Source organism: Pseudomonas idahonensis, from assembly GCF_037903935.1.
Lineage (GTDB): Bacteria > Pseudomonadota > Gammaproteobacteria > Pseudomonadales > Pseudomonadaceae > Aquipseudomonas > Aquipseudomonas danubii.
Genome location: NZ_CP149586.1, coordinates 177,026 through 197,564 on the forward strand (window position 1 = coordinate 177,026; position 20,539 = coordinate 197,564).

Consider the following 20,539-nt stretch of genomic DNA (forward strand, 5'->3'; position numbering starts at 1 on the left):
ATTGTTACAAAACTTGACTGGATTTATCCGTGGATGCCATATTGATAGTTAGCAAACTAACAGTGTGCGAACCATCTAGTGTCCAACTCCCTTGAATCACTCCAGATGAACATCAGCAGTGGCATGGTGGTCGCGTCCCGGCATTGGCGGCGTATCTGCCAGACCACCCTGGTCAACTTTGGCATCTCCGAAGCCTGTGCGGTGCCCCTGTTGATGATCGGGCGCCTGGGCGAGGGCGTGCGTCAGGTCACGGTGGCCCAGGCCGCGGGGATGGAAAGCCCGTCGCTGGTGCGCCTGCTGGATCAACTGTGCAGCGCCGGCTACGTGTGCCGCAGTGAAGACCCCAACGATCGCCGGGCCAAATGCCTGAGCCTGACCGACAGCGGCCGCGAGCTGGTGCACGCCGTGGAGAGTGAGTTGGTGCGCCTGCGCCATGAAGTCCTCGAAGGCATCAGTAGCAGCGACCTGGAAGCGGCACTGCGGGTGATTCGCGCCTTCGAGTCCGCCAGCCATGTACCGGTGCTGCCATCTTGAAAGGCTTTTTCACCGGTATGCCCCCCGCGCGGGACTGGTTCTACGGTGTACGCACCTTCGCCGCCTCGATGATCGCGCTGTACATCGCCATGCTGATGCAGATGCCGCGTCCCTATTGGGCCATGGCCACGGTGTACATCGTCTCCAGCCCCTTTGTCGGCCCCACCAGTTCCAAGGCGCTGTATCGGGCGGTCGGTACCTTTCTTGGCGCGGCGGCTGCGGTGCTGCTGGTGCCGATGTTCGTGCAGAGTCCCTATCTGCTGGTGCTGATCATCGCCCTGTGGACCGGGATCTTGCTGTTCCTGTCCATGCATTTGCGCACTGCCAACAACTACGCCCTGATGCTGGCCGGCTACACCTTGCCGCTGATTGCCCTGCCGGTGGTGGACAACCCCCTGGCGGTGTGGGATGTGGCCGAGGCACGGACCGAGGAAATCTTCCTCGGCATCATTTGCGCTGCGGTCATCGGCAGCCTGTTCTGGCCCCGGCGGCTGGCCCCGGTGTTCGTCGATTCCACCAGCAAGTGGTTCGCCGATGCCGCGCTCTACAGCCAACGCTTCCTGGCCCGCAACGTCCAGCCTGAAGAAGTCAGCGCTTTGCGCACGTCGATGGTGGGCACCTTCAACACCCTGGAGTTGATGATCGGCCAGTTGCCCCACGAAGGCGCCCGGCCGCAGACGGTGCGCAACACCAAGGAACTGCGCGGGCGGATGATCCACCTGCTGCCGGTGGTGGATGCCCTGGATGACGCCCTGGTCGCCCTGGAGCGGCGTACCCCGGAGCGGGTGGCGCAATTTGCCCCCTTGCTGGCCAAGGCCGATGAATGGCTGCAAGACACTGCCCGGGACGCTTCGGTGGAACGCTGGCAAGCCCTGCGCGATGAGCTTGAAGCCCTGCAGCCGAGCGCAGAAGCCCTGGATGACCGGCACCAGTTGCTGCTGTCCAACGCCCTGTACCGCCTCGGCGAGTGGATCGACTTGTGGCAGGACTGCCGCAGCCTGCAGCACGCCATCCAGAGCGAAAGTCAGGCCCCCTGGCGCGCGGTCTACCGGCATTGGCGCCTGGGCCGGCTGACGCCCTTTCTCGACCGCGGGCTGATGCTGTACTCGGCGGGCTCGACGGTGCTCGCAATCATCGTCGCCTCGGTGCTGTGGATACTCCTGGGCTGGACCGACGGCGGCAGCGCGGTGATCCTCGCGGCGGTGGCCTGCAGCTTCTTCGCCTCCATGGACGACCCGGCCCCGCAGATCTACCGGTTCTTTTTCTGGACTGCGATGTCGGTGCTGTTCGCCAGCCTCTACCTGTTCCTGATCCTGCCCAACCTGCATGACTTCCCCATGCTGGTGCTGGCCTTCGCCGTGCCCTTCATCTGCGTCGGCACCCTGACGGTACAACCGCGGTTCTACCTGGGCATGCTCCTGACCATCGTCAACACCTCGTCCTTCATCAGCATCCAGGGCGCCTACGACGCGGACTTCCTGAGTTTTGCCAACGCCAACCTGGCCGGGCCCATGGGCCTGCTGTTTGCCTTTGTCTGGACCCTGATCGCCCGGCCGTTCGGTTCGGAGCTGGCGGCCAAGCGCCTGACCCGCTTCAGCTGGCGCGACATCGTCAGCCTCTCCGAGCCGGCAACCCTGGCCGAGCACCGGCACATGGGCGCGCAGATGCTCGACCGGCTGATGCAGCACCTGCCGCGCCTGGCCATGACCGGCCAGGACACCGGTGCCGCCCTGCGGGAGTTGCGCGTGGCGCTCAATGTCCTGGACCTGCAGGCCTACGCGCCACGGGTGCAAGGACAGGCCCAGACCCTGCTGCGCCGGGTGGTGGCCGAGGTCGGCGAGTACTTCAAGGCCTGCCTCAAGGCCGGTGAGCGCCTGCCCGCACCCAGTGCGTTGCTGATGACCCTGGATCGCACTCGGCGAGCGCTCAACAGCCAGGGCCTGCAAGGCGACGACGAAACCCGCCTGCATCTGCTGCACGCCCTCAGTGGCCTGCGCCTGGCGCTGCTACCGGGGGTGGAATTCGTCGCCACCGGCGAGCTTGAACAACCCCTTCCCCATGGCATTGATGGAGCGCCCTTGTGATCGGTGATCTGGATATCAGCGGGGTGTTCCTGCCCACGCTGCTGGTGCTGATGGGCATCACCTATGGCTTGTACCTGTTGGTGCACGGGTTGCTGACGCGCTTGCACTTTTATCGTCTGGTCTGGCACCGGGCGCTGTTCAACGTGGGTCTCTACGCGCTGCTGTTGGGCGCGGTGGACTCTCTCAGTCGATACCTGATGACATGAAAAAACCTTTATTGACCATTGGCCGTGTGGTCCTGACGTTACTGGTGGTGACCTTCGCGGTCGTGGTGGTCTGGCGCATGGTGATGTACTACATGTTCGCGCCCTGGACCCGGGACGGGCACATTCGCGCCGATATCGTGCAGATCGCCCCGGACGTGTCCGGGCTGATCCAGCAGGTGCAGGTGCGCGACAACCAGCAGGTCAAGCGCGGCCAGGTGCTGTTCAGCATCGACCAGGACCGCTTCAAGCTGGCCCTGCGCCAGGCCAAGGCCGCCCTGGCCGACCGTCAGGAAACCCTGGCCCAGGCCCAGCGCGAGGCCAAGCGCAACCGTGGCCTGGGCAACCTGGTGCCGCGCGAGCAACTGGAAGAGAGCCAGTCCCGCGAGGCCCGTGCCCAGTCGGCCCTGGCCGAGGCCCAGGTGGCGGTGGACAGCGCCCAGCTCAACCTCGACCGCTCGGTGGTGCGCAGCCCGGTGGACGGCTACGTCAATGACCGCGCGCCGCGGACCCAGGAGTTCGTTACCGCTGGCCGGCCGGTGCTGTCGGTGGTGGACAGTAACTCCTTTCATATCGATGGTTACTTCGAAGAGACCAAGCTCGACGGCATCCATGTCGGTCAGTCCGTGGACATCCGTGTGATCGGCGACCGCGCGCGGCTGCGCGGGCATGTGGAAAGCATCGTCGCCGGGATCGAGGACCGTGACCGCAGCAGCGGTTCCAACCTGTTGCCCAACGTCAACCCGGCCTTCAGCTGGGTGCGGTTGGCCCAGCGGATTCCGGTGCGCATCGCCTTCGATGAGGTGCCGGCGGACTTCCGCATGATCGCCGGACGTACCGCCACGGTGTCGATCCTCGACGACCAGGCCAAGCGGGAGCCCGGCCAATGAACAGCGGCGCACGTTTGGCCCTGGCCGGACTCGGCCTGCTGCTCTCGGCCTGTCAGATGGTCGGGCCGGATTACCGTCTGCCCAAGGACGCGGCGCTGCAACGCCAGGACCTGCAGGGCCAATTGACCGCCCAGGGCGCCAATGTGGTGTCGGCGCCGGTGCCCGCCGACTGGTGGCGCCTGTACCAGGACCCGCGTCTGGACCAGTTGGTGCAGCAGGCCCTGGCCTCCAACACCGACTTGCGCGTGGCCGCGGCCAACCTGGCCCGGGCCCGGGCTCAGGTGGATGAGGCCCAGGCAGCCGGTGGCTGGAGCGGTGGGGTCAAGGCCGGGGTCGAGCGCCTGCAGGAGTCTGGCGAAGCCTTCCTGCTGCCGGAAAAAGTACCGGTGGCCAACGTCGGCAACCTGTCCATCAGCACCTCTTACCAGTTCGACCTGTTTGGCACCCTGCAACGCGGCATCGAAGCGGCCCAGGCCAATGCCGATGCCACCCAGGCGGCGGCCGATACCGCGCGCATCACCCTGGTGGCGGACGTGGTGCGGGCCTACACCCAGGTCTGCGCGGCCAACGAGGAGCGGGAAATCGCCGAACACTCCCTGCGCCTGCAAGCCCAGAGCACCGAACTGACCCAGCGCCTGCGCGATGCCGGGCGCGGCGACGAAACCCAGGTCACCCGCTCCCAGACCCAGTTCAAATCCCTGCGCGCCGAGTTGCCGCGCTATGAAGCCGCACGCCAGTCGGGGCTGTTTCGCCTGTCGATGCTGCTGGCCAAACCGCTGGATCAACTGCCCGCCGGCACCGGCACGTGCGCCGAGTTACCGCACATCGCCCAGCTGTTGCCGGTGGGCGATGGCGCGGCGCTGCTCAAGCGTCGTCCCGATGTACGGCAGGCCGAGCGCCAACTGGCCGCCGCCACCGCGCGCATCGGCGTGGCCACCGGGGCCCTGTACCCGGACATCAGCATTGGCGCGACGGTCGGCACCGTGGGCATCCTCGACAACCTCGGCAAGCCCTCCACCAACCGCTGGGGCTTTGGTCCGCTGATCAGCTGGACGGTGCCGGCTAACGGCGCCCGTGAGCGCATTCATGAGGCCGAAGCGGCGAGCCAGGGCGCCCTGGCCCATTTCGACGGAGTCGTGCTCAACGCCATTCGTGAAACCCAGACCGGCCTGGCCCAGTACAGCGCCCAGCTGCAACGCCGCGAGGCCCTGGCGGATGCCGAGCAGTCGGCGCAACTGGCGGCGGACCAGACTCACCGTTTCTTCCAGGCCGGGCGCGCTTCCTTCCTCGCCGACCTGCAAGCCACCCGTACCTACACCGACATGCGCGCGCAGCTGGCGGCGGCCAATACTCAGGTGGCGATGAGCCAGATCGATCTGTTCCTGGCCCTGGGCGGCGGTTGGGAAAGCGGACGAACGCAAGGCTCGCAACCCGCGAAACCCTGAGGCCGTTGCTATGCTTTGATCTGTTGGAAACGTCCTGCGTGCAATGGACTTTCCAGCCGATCAAAGCATGTGATGGTCATGGGGATTCCAATAATGAAAAACCCTTATGCTCCGGGCTTCTGGTGTGCGCTCTGTGCACTGGTGCTGCTGTCTGCCACCTACTTCTACGGCATCATGCTGGCCCACCAGATCGACAAGGCCATGGTGTTCCTCGACAGCGCCAGCGCGCTGATCGCGGTGTTGGCCATCGGTGTGGTGGCCTGGGCCTCGTGGCAAAGTCAGAAAATCAAGAAAAGACAGCTCGAACAGAGCAAGACCCTGGTGATGATCTGGGACACCAAGGTGGCCTTGCGCCGGGTCGAGACGGTGTTCGACCGCTACTTCTGGGGTAGCTACTGGCAGCCGGGGCGGACCTTCGCCGAAGTCATGGGCGAACTCACTGGCACCCCTCTGGAAAAGAGCCTGGAAGCTCTGAAAAAGCAGTGCATGCTGCTCGACAAACAGGCCGATGACGGCCATCACTGGCTGAGCAATGCCCGGGAACTGTCGGATGTCGCCACCGCCATGGCGCGGGAGCGATACCAGCTGGATTTCTGTGATCCCCGTGGCGAATCCCGTGGCAACAGCCCGGTGATCGATCGGGATTTCGAAGTACTGGTCTACACCTGGAGCGCCCGCCTGAAGAGCTTCGACCATCAACTCGATGCCCTGGAAGTCGAATATTCCTGAAATCCCTTCCCCCGGCCCTGCGGCAACCGCTACAGGGCCCGCTCCCCCGCGTTCCGCGGTTTTTCACATTCAAAGATTGGGCTCGCGCTAGCCGCCAGTGGTAATCTGCGCCGGTTTTGCGCGGAGTCGAGCCGCAACCCGTCATGGGTTCAGGGAAGACGAGCACACCTTCAAACAACGGATATTGATCGGGTCAGACATGAATAAATCAGCAGGCGTACTGTTAGGAATCGTCGTCGCGGTAGGTGTCATCAGTGCCGGCGGCGCCTGGTACACCGGCACCAAGCTGGAAGGGGTTCTGCAGCAGCAGGTGGTTGAAAGCAACAAGGAGCTGCAAGCGGCGCTGATCGGTTACGACGCCACCGCTACCCTGGAACTGGTGTCCCTGGAGCGTGGCGTGTTCAGTAGCGACGCCCGCTACCGCCTCAAGACCGAGGGCGAGGTGTTCAACGGTGGGCTGGAACTGATGATCGCCGACCACATCGAACACGGCCCGCTGCCTTTCTCGCGCCTGATCCGTCTCAAGTGGCTGCCCGTCATGGCGTCCAGTCATTACCAACTGGAAAATAATGCCCAGACCGACAAGTGGTTTGCCGCCACCAAGGGCGCTGCACCGTTCAAGGGCGTGGTCAATGTTGGCTATGACCTGTCCGCCGAGGGCACTGTGGATTTCGCTCCGATGGAGCTGGCCCTGGATGAGCTGAACAACCTCAAGTTCTCCGGCCTGAACGCCACCTTCAGCGTCAGCGAAAACCGCCAGAAAGCCAAGGTCGACGGCTACATGGACAGCCTGAGCCTGTTCCTCAGCTCGCCAGAAAAAGCACCGCTCAAACTGGAAATCAACGGCCTGACCCTGGCCAGCAACCTGCAAAAGAGCAGCTTCGACTACTACCTGGGGCAGAACACCCTGGAGCTCACCAGCACCAAGGCCACCTTCGGTGACAAGCAGTCGGTGCTGACCCTGAAGAACTTCGAACAGAAGACCTCCAGCGAAGAAACCGGCAGCACAGTAGCGGGCCGCGCGGATTACCGAGTGGGCGAAATCGCCTTCGACGGCAAGACCGTGGGTTCGGCCGAGATGCTCTGGAGCATGAAGAACCTCGACAGCCAGGGCATGATCGATCTGCTCCAGATCTACCAGACCGTGCTGCAGCCGTATCAGCAGGCGGCCAACGAGGCGACTGCCGAGGGTGAGCCGGCACCGGAACTGCAAATGAGCGACGCCCAGCAGGTCAAGGTGCGTGCCGCGGTAAACAAGGTCCTGGAAGCCAAACCACAGATCGCCCTGGAAAGCCTGGCATTCAAGACCGCTGGTGGTGAAAGCCGCTTCAGCCTGAGCCTGGACCTGGCCAAGCCGCAGAGCCTGGAACTGCCGCCGGCTGAGCTGGGCAAGCAACTGATCAGCCAGCTGGACGCCAAGCTGTCGCTGTCCAAGCCGATGCTGGCTGACGTCGCCGCCTTGCAGGCCCAGGCCGAAGGCCAGACCGATGCCAAGCAGATCGCCGAGCAAAGCGCCGCCACCGCGGAAATGCTCAGCGCCATGGCCCTGGCCACCCAGTTGGCCAAGCTGGAAGGCAATGCGGTGGTGTCGTCGCTGCACTACGCCAATAACGAAGTGAATTTCAACGGCCAGAAGATGACCGTCGAGCAGTTCGTGGGTTTTGTCATGAGCAAAATGGGCGGTGCTGGCACCCTGCAGTAAGCCCTAAGTGGGGGCGTCTCTGGCGCCCTCCGACCGCGAAGCCCAACGCCCGGCGCTGTTCAACAGCCCGGGCGTTTTGCTGTCCGGAGAGGGGTCGTCATGCAGTGTTTGCGCCTCAGTCCTGAGGAGGTAGGGCAGGCGTCGCTGATGGTTGAGCTGGCGCCAAGGGCGACTCATCTGTACTCGCGGGGAGTGGGATATTCCTGTTCTTGCGGAATCAGACTGTGGGCGCCGTCCAAATTACCTAGCTGAATAAGCCGATGAATCTCGTGGGCCAGGGGCGTGACATCGGTGATGCGCTTGATCCACTGGTTCACATACAACGCCACAGCCTCCTTGCTCAGGCCGATCTGGATCGCTCGGTGTTCCTGTGGCCGCAAGTACAGATCCCGTTCTGGGTCCCATTGAATGCGCACCGGCGACTGATCTTTCAACTTCAACCACTCTTCTTTGCTCATGGACTCGTCGGCATGGCTCAGGCAGCCGTTGGCCAGGGCCCATTCGAAGCCTTCGCGGCTGATGTCGATGGCCAGGATGCGGGTCTGTCCGGCGTCTTTGTAGCCCCAGCCGGCGCGGTACATCATCCACAGGAAAGACGGCTTTATCCAGGTCATGCGCTCCATCTTGAAGGGCGGGGAGACGAAGGTGCCGTGGGCCAGGGCGGCGTCGGCGATGCTGTCGGAGTAGGCCTGGTAGACGCGGATGGTGTCGGCGTCGTAGAGCGCGCGGATCTGGCGCTGGGGGAGTTCTGTTGCGGGTTTATGCATGGCATTTCCTTATGAAAAGCGGGCGGCCGGGAAGCCGCCCTGGGGTGTTTAGAGTTCGGCCTGCGGCCGCAGGCGCCGTGATGTCCCATCCAGCAGATCACAGCCATCGCGCAGCAGGATGCTGCACACCAGGGTCAGTTCCTGCAAAACCACCGGTTCACTGCGCAGGCTCTCGGCGGCGAAGTTCTCCAGCAGTTGGGTCGCGGCGCGGATGCGAAAGGCTGCGGCGTCGTGCAGCACGTCGATGGGCGCCTGGGTGTCGATCAGCAGGGAAGGAATCAGGCAGTCGTGGCCGGTTATCGGCATGTAGCGGTTCATGATCAGTTCTCTCTATTCCGTTAGTTGAGCGGCTGTCCACTTACCGTCGCCAAACAATAGGTGGCAGTTGTGCGCAGGTTGGCGAGCCGGCAATAGAGAAAACCGACAGACCCGAAGGTCTCCCACGCACAACCGCCATAGAGCAATCATGCGGGCGCAAAAAAACCTGCAAGCAGGTTGTTTGCATTCTCTATATGTCGGGTCGCCAAACCCGAGTCGCCATCTGGGCGACGGCCGGACTATAAGCCGCCGGCTTCCAGCGGTGCAAGGCAAGTGTGGCGGTGTCTTTTCCGAGAACGCTGTAGGGCTTTTTCCGTACACATCCATCCCGCTTACGACTGTATTTCCAGGTGTTTACCCAGGGCGCTTTTGGCGAACGGTTGGCTAGTCTGTATGTACATTTGTAAATACGGAATTGCTCATGTACTTTGAATGGTACGAGGCCAAGAACCACGCCAACCTGCTCAAGCACGGCATCGATTTCAACGATGCCGTGCTGATGTTCCAGCGTCCGGTGCTGTCCTTGCGCGATGAGCGCCTGGACTACGGCGAAGAACGCTGGGTCAGCCTCGGTTGGATCAGGACCCTGGTGGGCGTGGTGGTCCATACCGAGCGGCGGGGTCATGCGGTGCGCATTATCTCGGCGCGAAAAGCCACTAAACGGGAGGCTAAATATTATGTCCAACGGATCGAAAACGGATTGGGAGCGCCTGGCGAAAGCCGATGACCAGAGCATCGATACTTCAGATATTCCCGAGCTGGATGACGATTTCTTTCGCCGCGCCGAGGTGCACCTGCCGGGCAAGAAGGCCGTGACCATTCGCCTGGACGCCGATGTGCTGGAGTGGTTCAAGGGCCAGGGCGCGGGTTATCAGACGCGGATCAACCAATTGCTGCGTCAGTACATGCAGGCCCATCGAGGCTGAGGGCCTGCCGTGTCATGTCGGGCGCAGTGTCTGGCCGGCCGTAAACTGTGCTCGCGATCGCGGTTGGACTCTGAAATATTCATTTACAACTGCCCCTGTCCTCAAGCTCAATCTCCCCGCGCCCTGCACGAAGGAGCGCGCTCTTTTGTGCAGGCTATAGTCCTCTGGCCCCCTGATCTCATCTGCAAAAGGTGCTTTCGTATGTCTCGCTTTGCCTCCCGCAATACTTGGCTGGCCGCTGGTGCCGTGCTGCTGTGCCTGCAGTTTCCCGTGCAGGCCCAGGAGCGTTTTACCCTGAATATCCCTGGGGTCTCGGATGACCGGCTGTTCACCACCGGCAATGCCAGTGATGCCAAGGGCTGTGGCGGGCACAACAACTCCCCGGCCCTGAACTGGACCGCAGGCCCCACCGGCACCTTGAGCTACGCCATCGTCATGCACGACCCGGACGGCGCCAAGGGCCAGGGTGTGGATCACTGGGTGCATTACGGCATCAAGTCCAGCACTCGGCAGATTCCCGCCGGAGCTGGCACCAAGTCGACTCTGGAAGGTGTGGGCGGCCTCAACAGCCGCAACGGTACTTCCTACATGGGCCCATGCCCGCCGGTGGGTGACAGCGCGCACCACTACATCATCCAGATCTACGCCCTGGATCTGGCGCCGGATGCCCTGCCTGCCGGGCTGACCCGGGCTCAGTTGCTGGAGAAGATCAACGGCCACGTGTTGCGCAATAGCAGTGTGGTGCGCCGTTACGCTCGCTGAGTGAATTTTTTTCCAGGGCTTAACCCGAATGGCTCAGGGGCTTCGTCTGAAGGGGGGAATGGATCATTTCTTCCCGAGGTCAGCCCCCATGTCCCTTCCCGTGCATTTCCTTCGTCCGGTCGCCCAGGGTTTCGCCGCCGGTCTGTTGCTGGCGGTTGCCGGCTGTGGTGTGTCGTCCAAGCCCGAATCCGCCGCCGGGTCGTCAACCCAGGGAGCATTGCCGGCTTCGCCTGAAGCGCAGTACGAGGCGCAACACGCCGATGCCGCCATGACCAAGCGCGTGGCGCATCCCATGAGGTTGTCGGCACCGATGCCGGCGCCCATCGCCGCCCGTGATTCGATCATGGCCGGTTACCGCGACGAGGCCCGTGAGCAGTACCAGAAGTTGCCGGACAACCCGATCCACAGCGTTGCCCAAGCACCGGTCTCTACCTTCAGCGCCGACGTCGATACCGGTGCTTATGCCAATGTCCGCCGCTTGCTCAACCAGGGCAGCCTGCCGCCGGAAGGCGCGGTACGCCTGGAGGAGCTGGTCAACTATTTCCCCTACGATTACGCCCTGCCCAGCGATGGCTCGCCCTTCGGCGTGACCACCGAGCTGGCGCCCTCTCCGTGGAACTCCCACACTCGTTTGCTGCGCATCGGCATCAAGGCATCGGATCGCGCGGTGGCAGAGTTGGCCCCGGCCAATCTGGTGTTTTTGGTGGACGTCTCCGGCTCCATGGACCGCCGCGAAGGCCTGCCCCTGGTGAAAAGCACCCTCAAGCTGCTGGTGGATCAACTGCGGGATCAGGACCGGGTGTCGCTGGTGGTCTACGCCGGCGAATCGCGAGTGGTGCTGGAGCCTACATCCGGACGCGACAAGGCGAAGATTCGCACTGCTATCGACCAGCTCACCGCCGGTGGTTCCACGGCGGGCGCCTCGGGCATCCAGCTGGCCTATCAGATGGCTCAGCAGGGTTTTATCCACAAGGGCATCAACCGCATCCTGTTGGCCACCGACGGTGACTTCAACGTCGGCATCAGCGATTTCGACAGCCTCAAGGCCATGGCCGCCGAGAAGCGCAAGAGCGGTGTCTCCCTGACCACCCTGGGGTTCGGTGTGGATAACTACAACGAGCACCTGATGGAGCAACTGGCCGATGCCGGTGACGGCAACTACGCCTACATCGATAACCTGCGCGAAGCGCGCAAGGTGCTGGTGGACCAGCTCAGTTCCACCCTGGCGGTGGTGGCCAAGGACGTGAAGCTGCAAGTGGAATTCAACCCGGCCCAAGTCAGCGAATACCGTCTGCTGGGTTATGAGAACCGTGCCCTCAAGCGTGAAGATTTCAGCAACGACAAAGTGGACGCAGGGGAAATCGGCGCTGGGCATACGGTGACCGCGTTGTATGAAATCGTCCCGGCGGGCGAGAAGGGCTGGCTGGAGCCTCTGCGTTATGCACAGGTCAAGGCGCCGCAGCAGAGTGGCAAGAATGGTGAACTGGCGATGCTGCGGGTGCGCTACAAGGCGCCGGAAGGTGGCAGTAGCCGCTTGATCGAACGGCCGATCAGCGCGCAGCAGCCGGCTAAACTGGCTGAGGCCAGCACCGACCTGCGCTTCGCTGCTGCGGTGGCGGCGTTCTCCCAGCAGCTCAAGGACGGCCGCTACACCGGCAACTTCAGCCTGACCGACACCGCCAAGCTGGCCCGGGGCGCCAAGGGCGAAGATCCTTACGGACTGCGCGGCGAGTTCGTACAACTGGTGGAGCTGGCGCAAAGTCTGCAAACTCAGGCGCCGAAAACTCAGACGGAAAATGCTGCCCAGGCCGAGGCTCATCCGTTGGACGTAAGCCAAGTGCAGAGCCGTCTTGAATAGACCCATAACGAGCAGTGAACAGGAGTTCATCCGCCCTATGTCTGCTCCCCAAGTGTCCACCGATGCCAGCAGCGATGAAGCGCTGCTGGCGCGTTATCGCGCCGGAGATCCTGCGGCCTTCGAGCTGCTCTACCAGCGCCATCGCCAGGGCCTGTATCGCTTTGTCCTGGGTCTGTGTGGAAAGGCCGAGCTGGCGCAAGAGGTCTACCAGGACACCTGGCTCAGCCTGATCCGCAGCACCAGCCAGCCCCAGGGGCGGGCCAGCTTTCGTACCTGGCTGTATCAGATTGCTCGCAACCGCCTGATCGATCACTGGCGCAAGCACGGCCAGCACAACCCGCTGCACGACAGCTATGACGAACAACTGCACGGCGAAGCCGACCAGGCTCCCGGTCCCGAACAGCAACTGAGCCTGTGCCGCGACCAGCAGCGTATCGAAGCCGCCTTGCAAGACTTGCCCGAAGACCAGCGCGAAGTGTTCCTGCTGCGCGCCCACGGCGACCTGGAACTGCCAGAAATCGCCAGCCTGACCCAGGCGCCGCTGGAAACGGTGAAAAGCCGTTTCCGTTATGCGCTGAAAAAATTGCGTCGGCTCCTGGCCGAGGAGGTACGCACATGACTGACGCCCGACAGACCCCGTCCCCTGAAGAGCAGATGCTGGCGCACATCCGCCAACACAGCGCCCAGGAACCTCCGGCCCATCTGGATGCCCTGATCCTGGCCACTGCGCGCCGCGAAGCCCCGGCGCCCAAGCCAAGCCTTTGGCAGCGCTGGATGCGCGCCTGCCAGCGGCCGCGCTATCAACTGGCCTTTGCCAGCCTGTTTGGTGTGGCCCTGGTCATTGGCTTGCTGCGGCCTTCCCCGGAGCACTATCCACAAGAGCAGGCCTTTGTCCCTGCGCCCGCTCCAGCCCCAGCTGCGCCCATGGCACGCCAGGCGGCGCCACGTTCCGCCGAGCTGGCCGGGGCCTTGAGCGTCCCTGAGCCCGCTGCCCCTTCGCCCATCGCTCCGGCGGCCCCTGTCGGCAGTGTTGCCGCGGCGCCGGAGATGGAAGCGTCCGCTGATGCAGCATCTCCTGCGCTGGCCAAGCCCAGGGCCGAGTCGAGCAAGATGGCCAAGCGCATGTCGGCCCCGGTCGAGCCCCGGACGATCAAACGGCTGGATGAGCAACTTCAGGCGGTCTTGCGCCTTTGGGAAGACGGCCAGAGCCGTGCGGCGGCCGAGCTACTGCTCCAGTTGCATGAACAGTATCCACAGGAGGATCTGGACGCGCGCCTGCAAGCCTTGCGTCGTCAATAAGGTGCGGGGGTTGGCTGTCGCCAGGGAAAGCGCGCACTATCTGCGCAGTTTCCAGAAAGTGAGAGGCCGGTCATGGCACCCCGCATCGACCGTATAGCGGCAATGTTGAACTGCCCGATCAAGGGCGCGGATATCCGTCAGGCCATCAAGGAGAGTCGCAAGGACTTTGGCCTGGAAGAGGCTGAAGAGGGCGTCGATCCCGAGGCGCAGGACGAAGCCGAACAAGCGCAGCAGGACGCTGAAGCCGCCGAGGATGAATAACTCAGGCGGCCGCCGGGTTCAGCTGTAAGGCAAGGCGGGCAGGTCGATGAACTCGGCGCAGGCACCGTCCGCGGTCATGCGCCGGGCCCGTTCCGGCAGCAGCCGGGCGTGATTTTCCACCTGCCAGCGATACCAGCTCAAACGCTGCACGATGCGCCGCCGGCAGGGCTCCGGCAGCTGTGCCAGCAGATCGACGCTCTCGGGCGCCCAGCGGGTCCGGGTCGAGTAATAGCCGAACAGGTTTTCCCGCAGGCCGAAGCAATCCTCGATGGTTTCCCCAACGCTGTAGACGTAAAGCTCGAAGGCGCTGCTCAGTTGCTGTGCGCCATCGGCGTGGTCCCGCAGGTAAGCGAAGATCCCCGGCCAGTTGATGCAGTACAGGTGCTCGTCCCAATCGCCATCCCGGGTCAGGTACTGGCCCTGGCCGCGAAAGAACTGGGGCATTTCCTGATGCTCAAGGGCTATTTCAAAGTTGCTTTTCATCGCGTACTCCTTCGACGTCGGTGATGTTCACGGACAGCGCCACGCATTCGATCACGCAGTCAAAACCGATTTCCAGGCGCAGGTGATAACCGGGGTTGAGGCGGGTGAGCTGGGTACGCATGCGCCCGTCGAAGCGCGTACCGCTGAGCGCCAGTTCGCTAATGCCCTGGACCTGAAGCAGCAAGCGGCAGTGGGTTGGGGCCTGGCTCGCCGGCCAGGTGGAAGGCACGGACAGCCGTCCCAGATCGCCATACAGCTGCAGGCTCAGTTGCTCGCCTTGAAACACCGGGCCCGGGGTATTGAAGTCATAGGGCGTGGCCGCCTCATTGAAGACCGCTCTCCAGGTTTCGCTGTTGTCGATGTTGAACAGCCAGTCGCGGGTGCCCCGATCCCGCTGCGCAATCGCTCTGCATTCCTGCAGAGAAGGCAACCGTGCGCGGCTCAGGTCCTCGTGCCACAGCTCCCGGGCCGCGACCAGCAGGCGCTGGAAGAAGTCCCGGCTGTCGTCGAGCACCGCCGGCCAAGTGCTGGGCCATTGCGCGTATTCGTCGTCATCTTCAGCAGGCTCCCAGATGTTGTCGAAGTCATAGTCCGGATCGTCCAGTGCGGCTTGCAGAACCTCCACCAGCCGTTGCCGATGACGGAAGTTCTGCTGGGGGTAGTCGCGCCGCAATGCGTAATGACGGATCAGGTATTCGCGGTCCTGGGAATCGTTGGGGTTATAGCGGCTCAGTTCGGCATCCAGTGCCGGGGGCATGTCATAGCCCATGAAACAGCTGACCCAATCACGAATGTCTGGCTCGAAGGGATGGTTGAGCAGGGGATGGCGCAGCATCGGGACCTCCTGTCCGGGGGGCTGGGAATGTAGCAAGTCGCGCTCCACCGGGACAGCCTCCAGTCGCGAGCCGTCGTTCTGGATCAGGGAGTGGATGAGGCTGCTGCCAGCAACGCCGGCTTTCGGAAACAAAAAAGCCCCAGGCCATCAGACCTGGGGCTTTCTCGTTGAAGCTGGTGCACCCGGCGGGATTCGAACCCACGACCCCTGCCTTCGGAGGGCAGTACTCTATCCAGCTGAGCTACGGATGCAGTGCGGGCGACATCATACCTATGTCGACTCGAAGCGTCCACGCCGGCTTGCATCCCTTTTCCACCGCCCGGCGCAATCCCCGGAAACCCGGGCCGTAGTGGCAGTTTTTCCCGCTGCATCGGCCGTTCGGCCCAGCGCAACCTGCAGCCATATCCGTGCAGTCACGGGGCACAGGGAGGTGCGGGAGATGAACTGTTTGATGCAAGAGGGCCTGTCGACAGCGTTGGCGGATCATCTGTTCGAGGCCAGTTGGAAGGCGGTGCTGCCCGGGTTGCAGCGCCGCGCCCGGCAGTTGGCGCGGGGTAACGCCGATGGCGCTCAGGAGTGGCTGGCGGCCACGGCGATCAAGGCGCTGCTGTTCTTTCGCCGTTCGCCGGAGCGGATTCGCGACCCCCAGGGCTTTCTGTTCCTGGTGCTCGATCATGTGTTTGTCGACAGCTGTCGGCGGCGGGCGCGGGAGCAGCGTCTGTTCGTGGATTTCGCCGATTTCGAGGACGACCCGCTGCAGCAGCTGGAGGCGCCGCAGATGTCGGTGCTGGAGCAGGTGGAACTGCTGGAAACCCTGGCCCTGCTCAGTCGGCGGGTGGCGCAATTGCCTTTTAAAAAACGCCGCTTGTTTGAACTGAAGTTTGTCGACGATCTGCCCTACCCGAACATCGCCGCCGAGCTGGGAATGAACCAGCCCCTGGCGCGCAAGCATGTGCAATTGTTGCGCGAGGCCCTGCGTTGAGGGTGTGGCAGGATTCACAGCGGGTGCGCCGGGACGTTCTTGTTCAGTGAGCCTGTTTTCGACGCTGTAGCCGGTGCCGCCGCCTTCTGCGGTGGGCCATTCCATCTAAGGAGAGATGTATGCCCGATCCAATGGTCAACTCGCAGATCACCGATGCCGTGACCCAGACCAACGTCAAGGTGGTGGCCGAAGCTCCGGCCCAGGCCATCGCCTCGTTGTATCAGGTGGCCAGCCACTCGGCGGGCCTGTCGTTGCAGAACGCGGTCAACAGCCAGCAGGCGCTGAACCAGATCTCTAACGCGGTGGTGTCCAAGGCCGTGGCGTTGATCATGGCGATCGGCGAATAGGGCTGATCGCCCGGGAGAATCGTCATGGCATGGTTCAAGAAGAAAACCCCACCCGCGGCCGCGGCCGATGACACCGCGAGCGCGGCGGCCAGCCCCAGTCGGGGTGTGGAAACGGCCGAGCCTCAGGCGGCGCCCAGCGAGCCCACGTCGACCGGCACCGATGCGGCGGCCGAGTCTGCGCCATCACCGCCGTCCGCCGCCGCGCGGCCTTCGGTGATGGAGACGATGAACGCCCATTTGCTCAAGCAGGCCGGCAGCCCCAGCACCGACAGCACCGATGCGCTCAACAGCCAGATCGTCCAGGCGGTGCAGTTCACCAATGCCCAGACTTTCAGCTATGCCCCGGCGCAGATCGCTGCCGCGCCGGACATGATGATCAGCCAGGCCGCCGGCCTGGTGGCGCAGTCGGCGGCGGGGTATTTCGACGGGGTCAGCAAGCTGGCCCTGGCGGCCCAGGCGGTGCTGCTCAAGCAGATGACCGAGAACATCGTCAAAGAGAACGTCAAGGGCGCCGCCGAGGATGCCCTGGGCGTGTTGGCCACCGACCTGATGGTCGGCGCGGCCGCTGCCGTGGCGGCTGCGGCGGGTGCGATGGAAGCGGAGGCGGCAGGCATGGCCATCGACAAGATCGACGCCAGCATCGCCAAGTACAGCGCCACTCTGGCCAATCGTTCGTCGTCTTCCTGAGTCCGACCCTCGGGCGCGCAAGGCGCCCGGGGCCGTCGTGCCAGAGGCGCCGGCCGCTCTGTTCACCCCCAGGCGTTGAAGTTCGACGGACCCGGTGCCCAGCCCTTCAACGCCATTCATCAACAAGGAGCATGCAATGGCGAATGAAGAGCAAACCCCGATGGCGACGATACTTCTCTTTGCCGAGAAGTATCTGAATCGTCCATTGACCCAGGTCGAGCGCCAGGTACTGGAGGCGTTTGTCCAGGACAAGCCGCTGGACATGTCCAAGTCCGCGCAACAGAGCGTTGATCAGGCGCGGCAGCGGGCCGTCGAGCTGATAGAGGCCGATGAGCAGCGCACGCGCAAGATCATCGAGCAGTTGTCGGGTGTCGGCGTCGATAGGGCCGATCCCCAGGCGCGCGAACTGGTGCTGCGTCAACTGCAGGCGGTGGCCGAGAGCCAGGCCGCTGCCGCTACTGCTGCGCCGACTGCCGTATCGGAACCGGCAGCAGCGCCGAGTTCGGACAAGGCCGCGGCCGCCACACCCACTCCCGCCCTGGCCCCTGCCGACGATCCAGCCCTCAAGGCGATGATCAGCGCCCTGGTGCAGCAGGAGGTGAAAGTCGCCGTCGAGGCGCGCATGGCCGAGTTGTCGCAGAAGGTCGAGGACACCCTCAAGCAGGTGCTCGCTGCTGCCGGGCAATAAGCCCCCCCTGAAATAAGCCGACGGTCCCAAGCCTCACGGTTCACAGCAAAACGGCTGCCACGTTCACTCAAAGACACGGAATGCTCCGTGTACTAACAAAGGAAGTTGAGCCATGCCACTTGTAAACGAACAAATCACCGATGCCGTCACCCAGACCAACGTCAAAGTCGTCGCCGAAGCGCCGGCCATGGCGATGGGCACCATCTACCAATCCATGGCCCAGGCCACCGCGATCCTGTTCCAGAACTCGGTCTCGGCGCAGCAGCAGCAAAATACCCTGGCCCAGGCCGCGACCAACCAGGGCGTGATGCAGATCTACAGCGTCGACACCACCGCCGGCGCCGCCGCCACCGAGAAGGTTGCCCAGGGCGGGGTCTCCGACAACCTCACCAGCCTGCTGACGGTGCTCAAGTCCTTCCAGAGCTGAGAGGCTGAGCGCCTGATTTCCCGTTGAACTTTCCTGCTGAAAAAATGGAGTTTTTATGAGCACAGTCAGTCCGCAAATCACCGATGCCGTGACCCAGACCAACGTCAAGGTCGTTGCCGAAGCACCGGCCATGGCGATGGGCACCGTCTACCAGTCCATGGGCCAGTCCGTGGCCATCCTGTTCCAGAACTCGGTGTCGGCCCAGCAGCAGCAAAACACCCTGGCCCAGGCGGCCACCAACCAGGGCGTGATGCAGATCTACAGCGTCGACACCACCGCCGGAGCGGCAGCCACCGAGAAAGTCGCCCAGGGCGGCGTGGCCGACAACCTCACCAGCCTGTTGACGGTGCTCAAGTCGTTCAGTAGCTGATCCTTTCCCTGGCGTCACGCCAACGCCCCCGCGGTCTGCAGGCCCCGGGGGCGTTGTCTTTTCGGCGGTTGCGAGTGACGTTGATCTGAAATTTTTAACCTGAAGGACGTTTACGTTCTTTTTTTCGAACAGCCTATTGTCCTTTACCCCTGTTGACCCTAGGATTCGTTTGAGATTTCAAACGCTCTTGCCTGGGTGCCCAAGCGCACGTCTATCCTTGTGTGCGACATTTTCGTGCTTTTACCCAGTGAACGATTTTCCTGACGGCAGCTTTGTCCAGGGCTTGCAGACGCGCCAGCGCGGTCCATGCCTGACAGGGCGCCTTTTTTACAATCACAATTCGCCCCGCGTATGCGCGGTGCTGTTAAGGAAGCCGACATGCAGCTCAAAGACGCCCAGTTGTTCCGCCAACAAGCCTTCATCGATGGAGCTTGGGTCGACGCGGACAACGGCCAGACGATCAAGGTCAACAACCCCGCGACCGGTGAAATCCTCGGCACCGTACCCAAGATGGGCGCCGCCGAAACCCGCCGCGCCATCGAAGCCGCCGACAAGGCGCTGCCAGCCTGGCGTGCCCTGACCGCCAAGGAGCGCGCCACCAAGCTGCGCCGCTGGTATGAACTGCTGATCGAGAACCAGGACGACCTGGGTCGCCTGATGACCCTGGAGCAGGGCAAGCCGCTGGCCGAAGCCAAGGGCGAAATCGCTTACGCCGCCTCCTTCATCGAATGGTTCGCCGAAGAAGCCAAGCGCATCTACGGTGACGTGATCCCGGGCCACCAGCCTGACAAGCGCCTGATCGTGATCAAGCAGCCGATCGGCGTGACCGCCGCCATCACCCCGTGGAACTTCCCGGCCGCGATGATCACCCGTAAAGCCGGCCCGGCCCTGGCCGCCGGTTGCACCATGGTCATCAAGCCCGCTTCGCAAACCCCGTTCTCGGCCCTGGCCCTGGTGGAACTGGCGCACCGCGCCGGGATTCCGAAAGGCGTGCTCAGCGTGGTCACCGGCAGTGCCGGCGACATCGGCGGCGAGCTGACCAGCAACCCGATCGTGCGCAAGCTGTCGTTCACCGGCTCCACCGAAATCGGTCGCCAGCTGATGGCCGAATGCGCCAAGGACATCAAGAAAGTGTCCCTGGAACTGGGCGGCAACGCGCCGTTCATCGTGTTCGACGACGCCGACCTGGATAAGGCCGTCGAAGGCGCGATCATCTCCAAATACCGCAACAACGGCCAGACCTGCGTCTGCGCCAACCGCCTGTACATCCAGGATTCGGTCTACGACGCCTTCGCCGAGAAGCTGAAAGTCGCGGTGGCCAAGCTGAAGATCGGCAACGGTCTGGAAGAAGGCACCACCACTGGCCCGCTGATCGACGAAAAGGCCGTGGCCAAGGTCCAGGAACACATCGCCGACGCCCTGAAAAAAGGCGCGACCCTGCTGGCCGGTGGCAAGTCCATGGAAGGCAACTTCTTCGAGCCGACCATCCTGGTCAACGTGCCGAAAGACGCGGCCGTGGCCAAGGAAGAAACCTTTGGCCCGCTGGCGCCGCTGTTCCGCTTCAAAGACGAAGCTGAAGTCATCGCCATGTCCAACGACACCGAGTTCGGCCTGGCGTCGTACTTCTATGCCCGCGACCTGGGGCGTGTGTTCCGTGTCGCCGAGGCCCTGGAATACGGCATGGTCGGGGTCAACACCGGCCTGATCTCCAACGAAGTGGCGCCGTTCGGCGGCATCAAGGCTTCGGGCCTGGGCCGTGAAGGCTCCAAGTACGGAATCGAGGATTACCTGGAAATCAAATACCTCTGCCTGGGTATCTGATCCGGTTTCAAGCGCCGGGGGCACGAGAGCGCTGTCCCCTGGCGCCGCTTTAAAAACGCACGTTTTCAAGGTGGCCCGGGACCGCTCCGGCAGTCGATCATCGCATGCTGTCGCAGGCGCT

25 protein-coding genes and 1 tRNA gene are annotated in these 20,539 nt (G+C 63.3%); 21 read left to right on the forward strand and 5 right to left on the reverse strand.

Translation table 11 applies throughout. The features are described 5' to 3' along the window. Positions 1-105 precede the first annotated feature (105 nt). The 7 genes from WIN67_RS00770 to WIN67_RS00800 all read left to right on the forward strand — a co-directional run bounded on the left by WIN67_RS00770 (position 106) and on the right by WIN67_RS00800 (position 7,587). On the forward strand, positions 106-534 hold the full coding sequence (locus WIN67_RS00770) for a MarR family winged helix-turn-helix transcriptional regulator (RefSeq protein ID WP_110595253.1): 429 nt from the start codon (positions 106-108) through the stop codon (positions 532-534). Next, on the forward strand, positions 531-2,618 hold the full coding sequence (locus WIN67_RS00775; RefSeq protein ID WP_296412978.1) for an FUSC family protein: 2,088 nt from the start codon (positions 531-533) through the stop codon (positions 2,616-2,618). The genes WIN67_RS00770 and WIN67_RS00775 overlap by 4 nt, the downstream gene beginning before the upstream one ends. Continuing rightward, entirely contained in the window at positions 2,615-2,824 is a 210-nt protein-coding gene (locus WIN67_RS00780; RefSeq protein ID WP_339070486.1) for a DUF1656 domain-containing protein, read from the forward strand. The genes WIN67_RS00775 and WIN67_RS00780 overlap by 4 nt, the downstream gene beginning before the upstream one ends. Further along, positions 2,821-3,711, forward strand: coding sequence for an HlyD family secretion protein (locus WIN67_RS00785; protein WP_339070487.1), 891 nt, complete (start codon positions 2,821-2,823; stop codon positions 3,709-3,711). Before WIN67_RS00780 ends, WIN67_RS00785 begins: the two co-directional genes overlap by 4 nt. Continuing rightward, on the forward strand, positions 3,708-5,156 hold the full coding sequence (locus WIN67_RS00790) for an efflux transporter outer membrane subunit (RefSeq protein WP_102882679.1): 1,449 nt from the start codon (positions 3,708-3,710) through the stop codon (positions 5,154-5,156). Before WIN67_RS00785 ends, WIN67_RS00790 begins: the two co-directional genes overlap by 4 nt. A 93-nt stretch (positions 5,157-5,249) precedes the next feature. Then, positions 5,250-5,885, forward strand: coding sequence for an NADH:ubiquinone oxidoreductase subunit N (locus WIN67_RS00795; protein ID WP_102882680.1), 636 nt, complete (start codon positions 5,250-5,252; stop codon positions 5,883-5,885). 199 nt (positions 5,886-6,084) lie between these two features. Continuing rightward, complete coding sequence (locus WIN67_RS00800; RefSeq protein WP_339070488.1) at positions 6,085-7,587, forward strand: YdgA family protein; 1,503 nt, start codon at positions 6,085-6,087, stop codon at positions 7,585-7,587. 173 nt (positions 7,588-7,760) lie between these two features. On the opposite strand, the gene WIN67_RS00805 is transcribed toward WIN67_RS00800, so the two are convergent. Together WIN67_RS00805 and WIN67_RS00810 are read right to left on the reverse strand one after the other, a co-directional pair. Further along, on the reverse strand, positions 7,761-8,354 hold the full coding sequence (locus WIN67_RS00805; RefSeq protein WP_339070489.1) for a DUF4291 domain-containing protein: 594 nt from the start codon (positions 8,352-8,354) through the stop codon (positions 7,761-7,763). 48 nt (positions 8,355-8,402) lie between these two features. Further along, entirely contained in the window at positions 8,403-8,672 is a 270-nt protein-coding gene (locus WIN67_RS00810; protein ID WP_339070490.1) for a hypothetical protein, read from the reverse strand. Between the two features lie 421 nt (positions 8,673-9,093). Between WIN67_RS00810 and WIN67_RS00815 the strand changes: the two genes are divergently transcribed. From WIN67_RS00815 to WIN67_RS00845, 7 genes are all read left to right on the forward strand, one after another. Further along, the gene (locus WIN67_RS00815) at positions 9,094-9,399 is read left to right on the forward strand and encodes a BrnT family toxin (protein ID WP_339070491.1); all 306 of its coding nucleotides are present in this window, start codon (positions 9,094-9,096) and stop codon (positions 9,397-9,399) included. Continuing rightward, positions 9,350-9,598 (forward strand): BrnA antitoxin family protein, encoded by a 249-nt coding sequence (locus WIN67_RS00820; protein WP_221810039.1) that lies wholly within the window; start codon positions 9,350-9,352, stop codon positions 9,596-9,598. Before WIN67_RS00815 ends, WIN67_RS00820 begins: the two co-directional genes overlap by 50 nt. Positions 9,599-9,799: 201 nt before the next feature. Then, a complete protein-coding gene (locus tag WIN67_RS00825; protein ID WP_170002517.1) occupies positions 9,800-10,360 on the forward strand; it encodes a YbhB/YbcL family Raf kinase inhibitor-like protein in 561 nt (186 codons plus the stop codon). A gap of 88 nt (positions 10,361-10,448) precedes the next feature. Further along, on the forward strand, positions 10,449-12,218 hold the full coding sequence (locus tag WIN67_RS00830) for a VWA domain-containing protein (protein WP_339070492.1): 1,770 nt from the start codon (positions 10,449-10,451) through the stop codon (positions 12,216-12,218). 37 nt (positions 12,219-12,255) lie between these two features. Continuing rightward, positions 12,256-12,837, forward strand: a complete 582-nt coding sequence (locus WIN67_RS00835) for an RNA polymerase sigma factor (RefSeq protein WP_268561959.1) — start codon at positions 12,256-12,258, stop codon at positions 12,835-12,837. Further along, positions 12,834-13,517 (forward strand): hypothetical protein, encoded by a 684-nt coding sequence (locus tag WIN67_RS00840; RefSeq protein WP_339070493.1) that lies wholly within the window; start codon positions 12,834-12,836, stop codon positions 13,515-13,517. Before WIN67_RS00835 ends, WIN67_RS00840 begins: the two co-directional genes overlap by 4 nt. 72 nt (positions 13,518-13,589) lie before the next feature. Beyond that, positions 13,590-13,778 carry a hypothetical protein gene (locus tag WIN67_RS00845; RefSeq protein WP_110595265.1) on the forward strand — a complete coding sequence of 63 codons (189 nt, stop codon included), beginning with the start codon at positions 13,590-13,592 and terminating at the stop codon, positions 13,776-13,778. Positions 13,779-13,796: 18 nt separating this feature from the next. On the opposite strand, the gene WIN67_RS00850 is transcribed toward WIN67_RS00845, so the two are convergent. The 3 genes from WIN67_RS00850 to WIN67_RS00860 form a co-directional block, all read right to left on the reverse strand. Continuing rightward, a complete protein-coding gene (locus tag WIN67_RS00850) occupies positions 13,797-14,261 on the reverse strand; it encodes a hypothetical protein (protein WP_339070494.1) in 465 nt (154 codons plus the stop codon). Then, positions 14,245-15,096 (reverse strand): hypothetical protein, encoded by an 852-nt coding sequence (locus WIN67_RS00855; protein ID WP_339070495.1) that lies wholly within the window; start codon positions 15,094-15,096, stop codon positions 14,245-14,247. Before WIN67_RS00855 ends, WIN67_RS00850 begins: the two co-directional genes overlap by 17 nt. Positions 15,097-15,270: 174 nt before the next feature. Further along, positions 15,271-15,347, reverse strand: a tRNA-Arg gene (locus WIN67_RS00860). Between the two features lie 188 nt (positions 15,348-15,535). Between WIN67_RS00860 and WIN67_RS00865 the strand changes: the two genes are divergently transcribed. The 7 genes from WIN67_RS00865 (at position 15,536) to gabD (ending at position 20,418) form a co-directional block, all read left to right on the forward strand. Then, positions 15,536-16,078, forward strand: coding sequence for an RNA polymerase sigma factor (locus WIN67_RS00865; protein WP_181430787.1), 543 nt, complete (start codon positions 15,536-15,538; stop codon positions 16,076-16,078). A gap of 119 nt (positions 16,079-16,197) precedes the next feature. Beyond that, on the forward strand, positions 16,198-16,425 hold the full coding sequence (locus WIN67_RS00870; RefSeq protein ID WP_011058560.1) for a RebB family R body protein: 228 nt from the start codon (positions 16,198-16,200) through the stop codon (positions 16,423-16,425). A 24-nt stretch (positions 16,426-16,449) separates the two neighbouring features. Then, positions 16,450-17,112 carry a hypothetical protein gene (locus WIN67_RS00875; protein WP_339070496.1) on the forward strand — a complete coding sequence of 221 codons (663 nt, stop codon included), beginning with the start codon at positions 16,450-16,452 and terminating at the stop codon, positions 17,110-17,112. Between the two features lie 160 nt (positions 17,113-17,272). Next, positions 17,273-17,800: a hypothetical protein gene (locus tag WIN67_RS00880; RefSeq protein WP_253085835.1), complete on the forward strand. Its 528-nt coding sequence runs from the start codon at positions 17,273-17,275 to the stop codon at positions 17,798-17,800. Between the two features lie 112 nt (positions 17,801-17,912). Next, on the forward strand, positions 17,913-18,227 hold the full coding sequence (locus WIN67_RS00885) for a RebB family R body protein (RefSeq protein ID WP_011058563.1): 315 nt from the start codon (positions 17,913-17,915) through the stop codon (positions 18,225-18,227). Between the two features lie 55 nt (positions 18,228-18,282). Continuing rightward, positions 18,283-18,597 (forward strand): RebB family R body protein, encoded by a 315-nt coding sequence (locus tag WIN67_RS00890; RefSeq protein ID WP_102862578.1) that lies wholly within the window; start codon positions 18,283-18,285, stop codon positions 18,595-18,597. A gap of 378 nt (positions 18,598-18,975) precedes the next feature. After that, positions 18,976-20,418: an NADP-dependent succinate-semialdehyde dehydrogenase gene (gabD, locus tag WIN67_RS00895; RefSeq protein ID WP_102882696.1), complete on the forward strand. Its 1,443-nt coding sequence runs from the start codon at positions 18,976-18,978 to the stop codon at positions 20,416-20,418. Positions 20,419-20,539 lie beyond the last annotated feature (121 nt).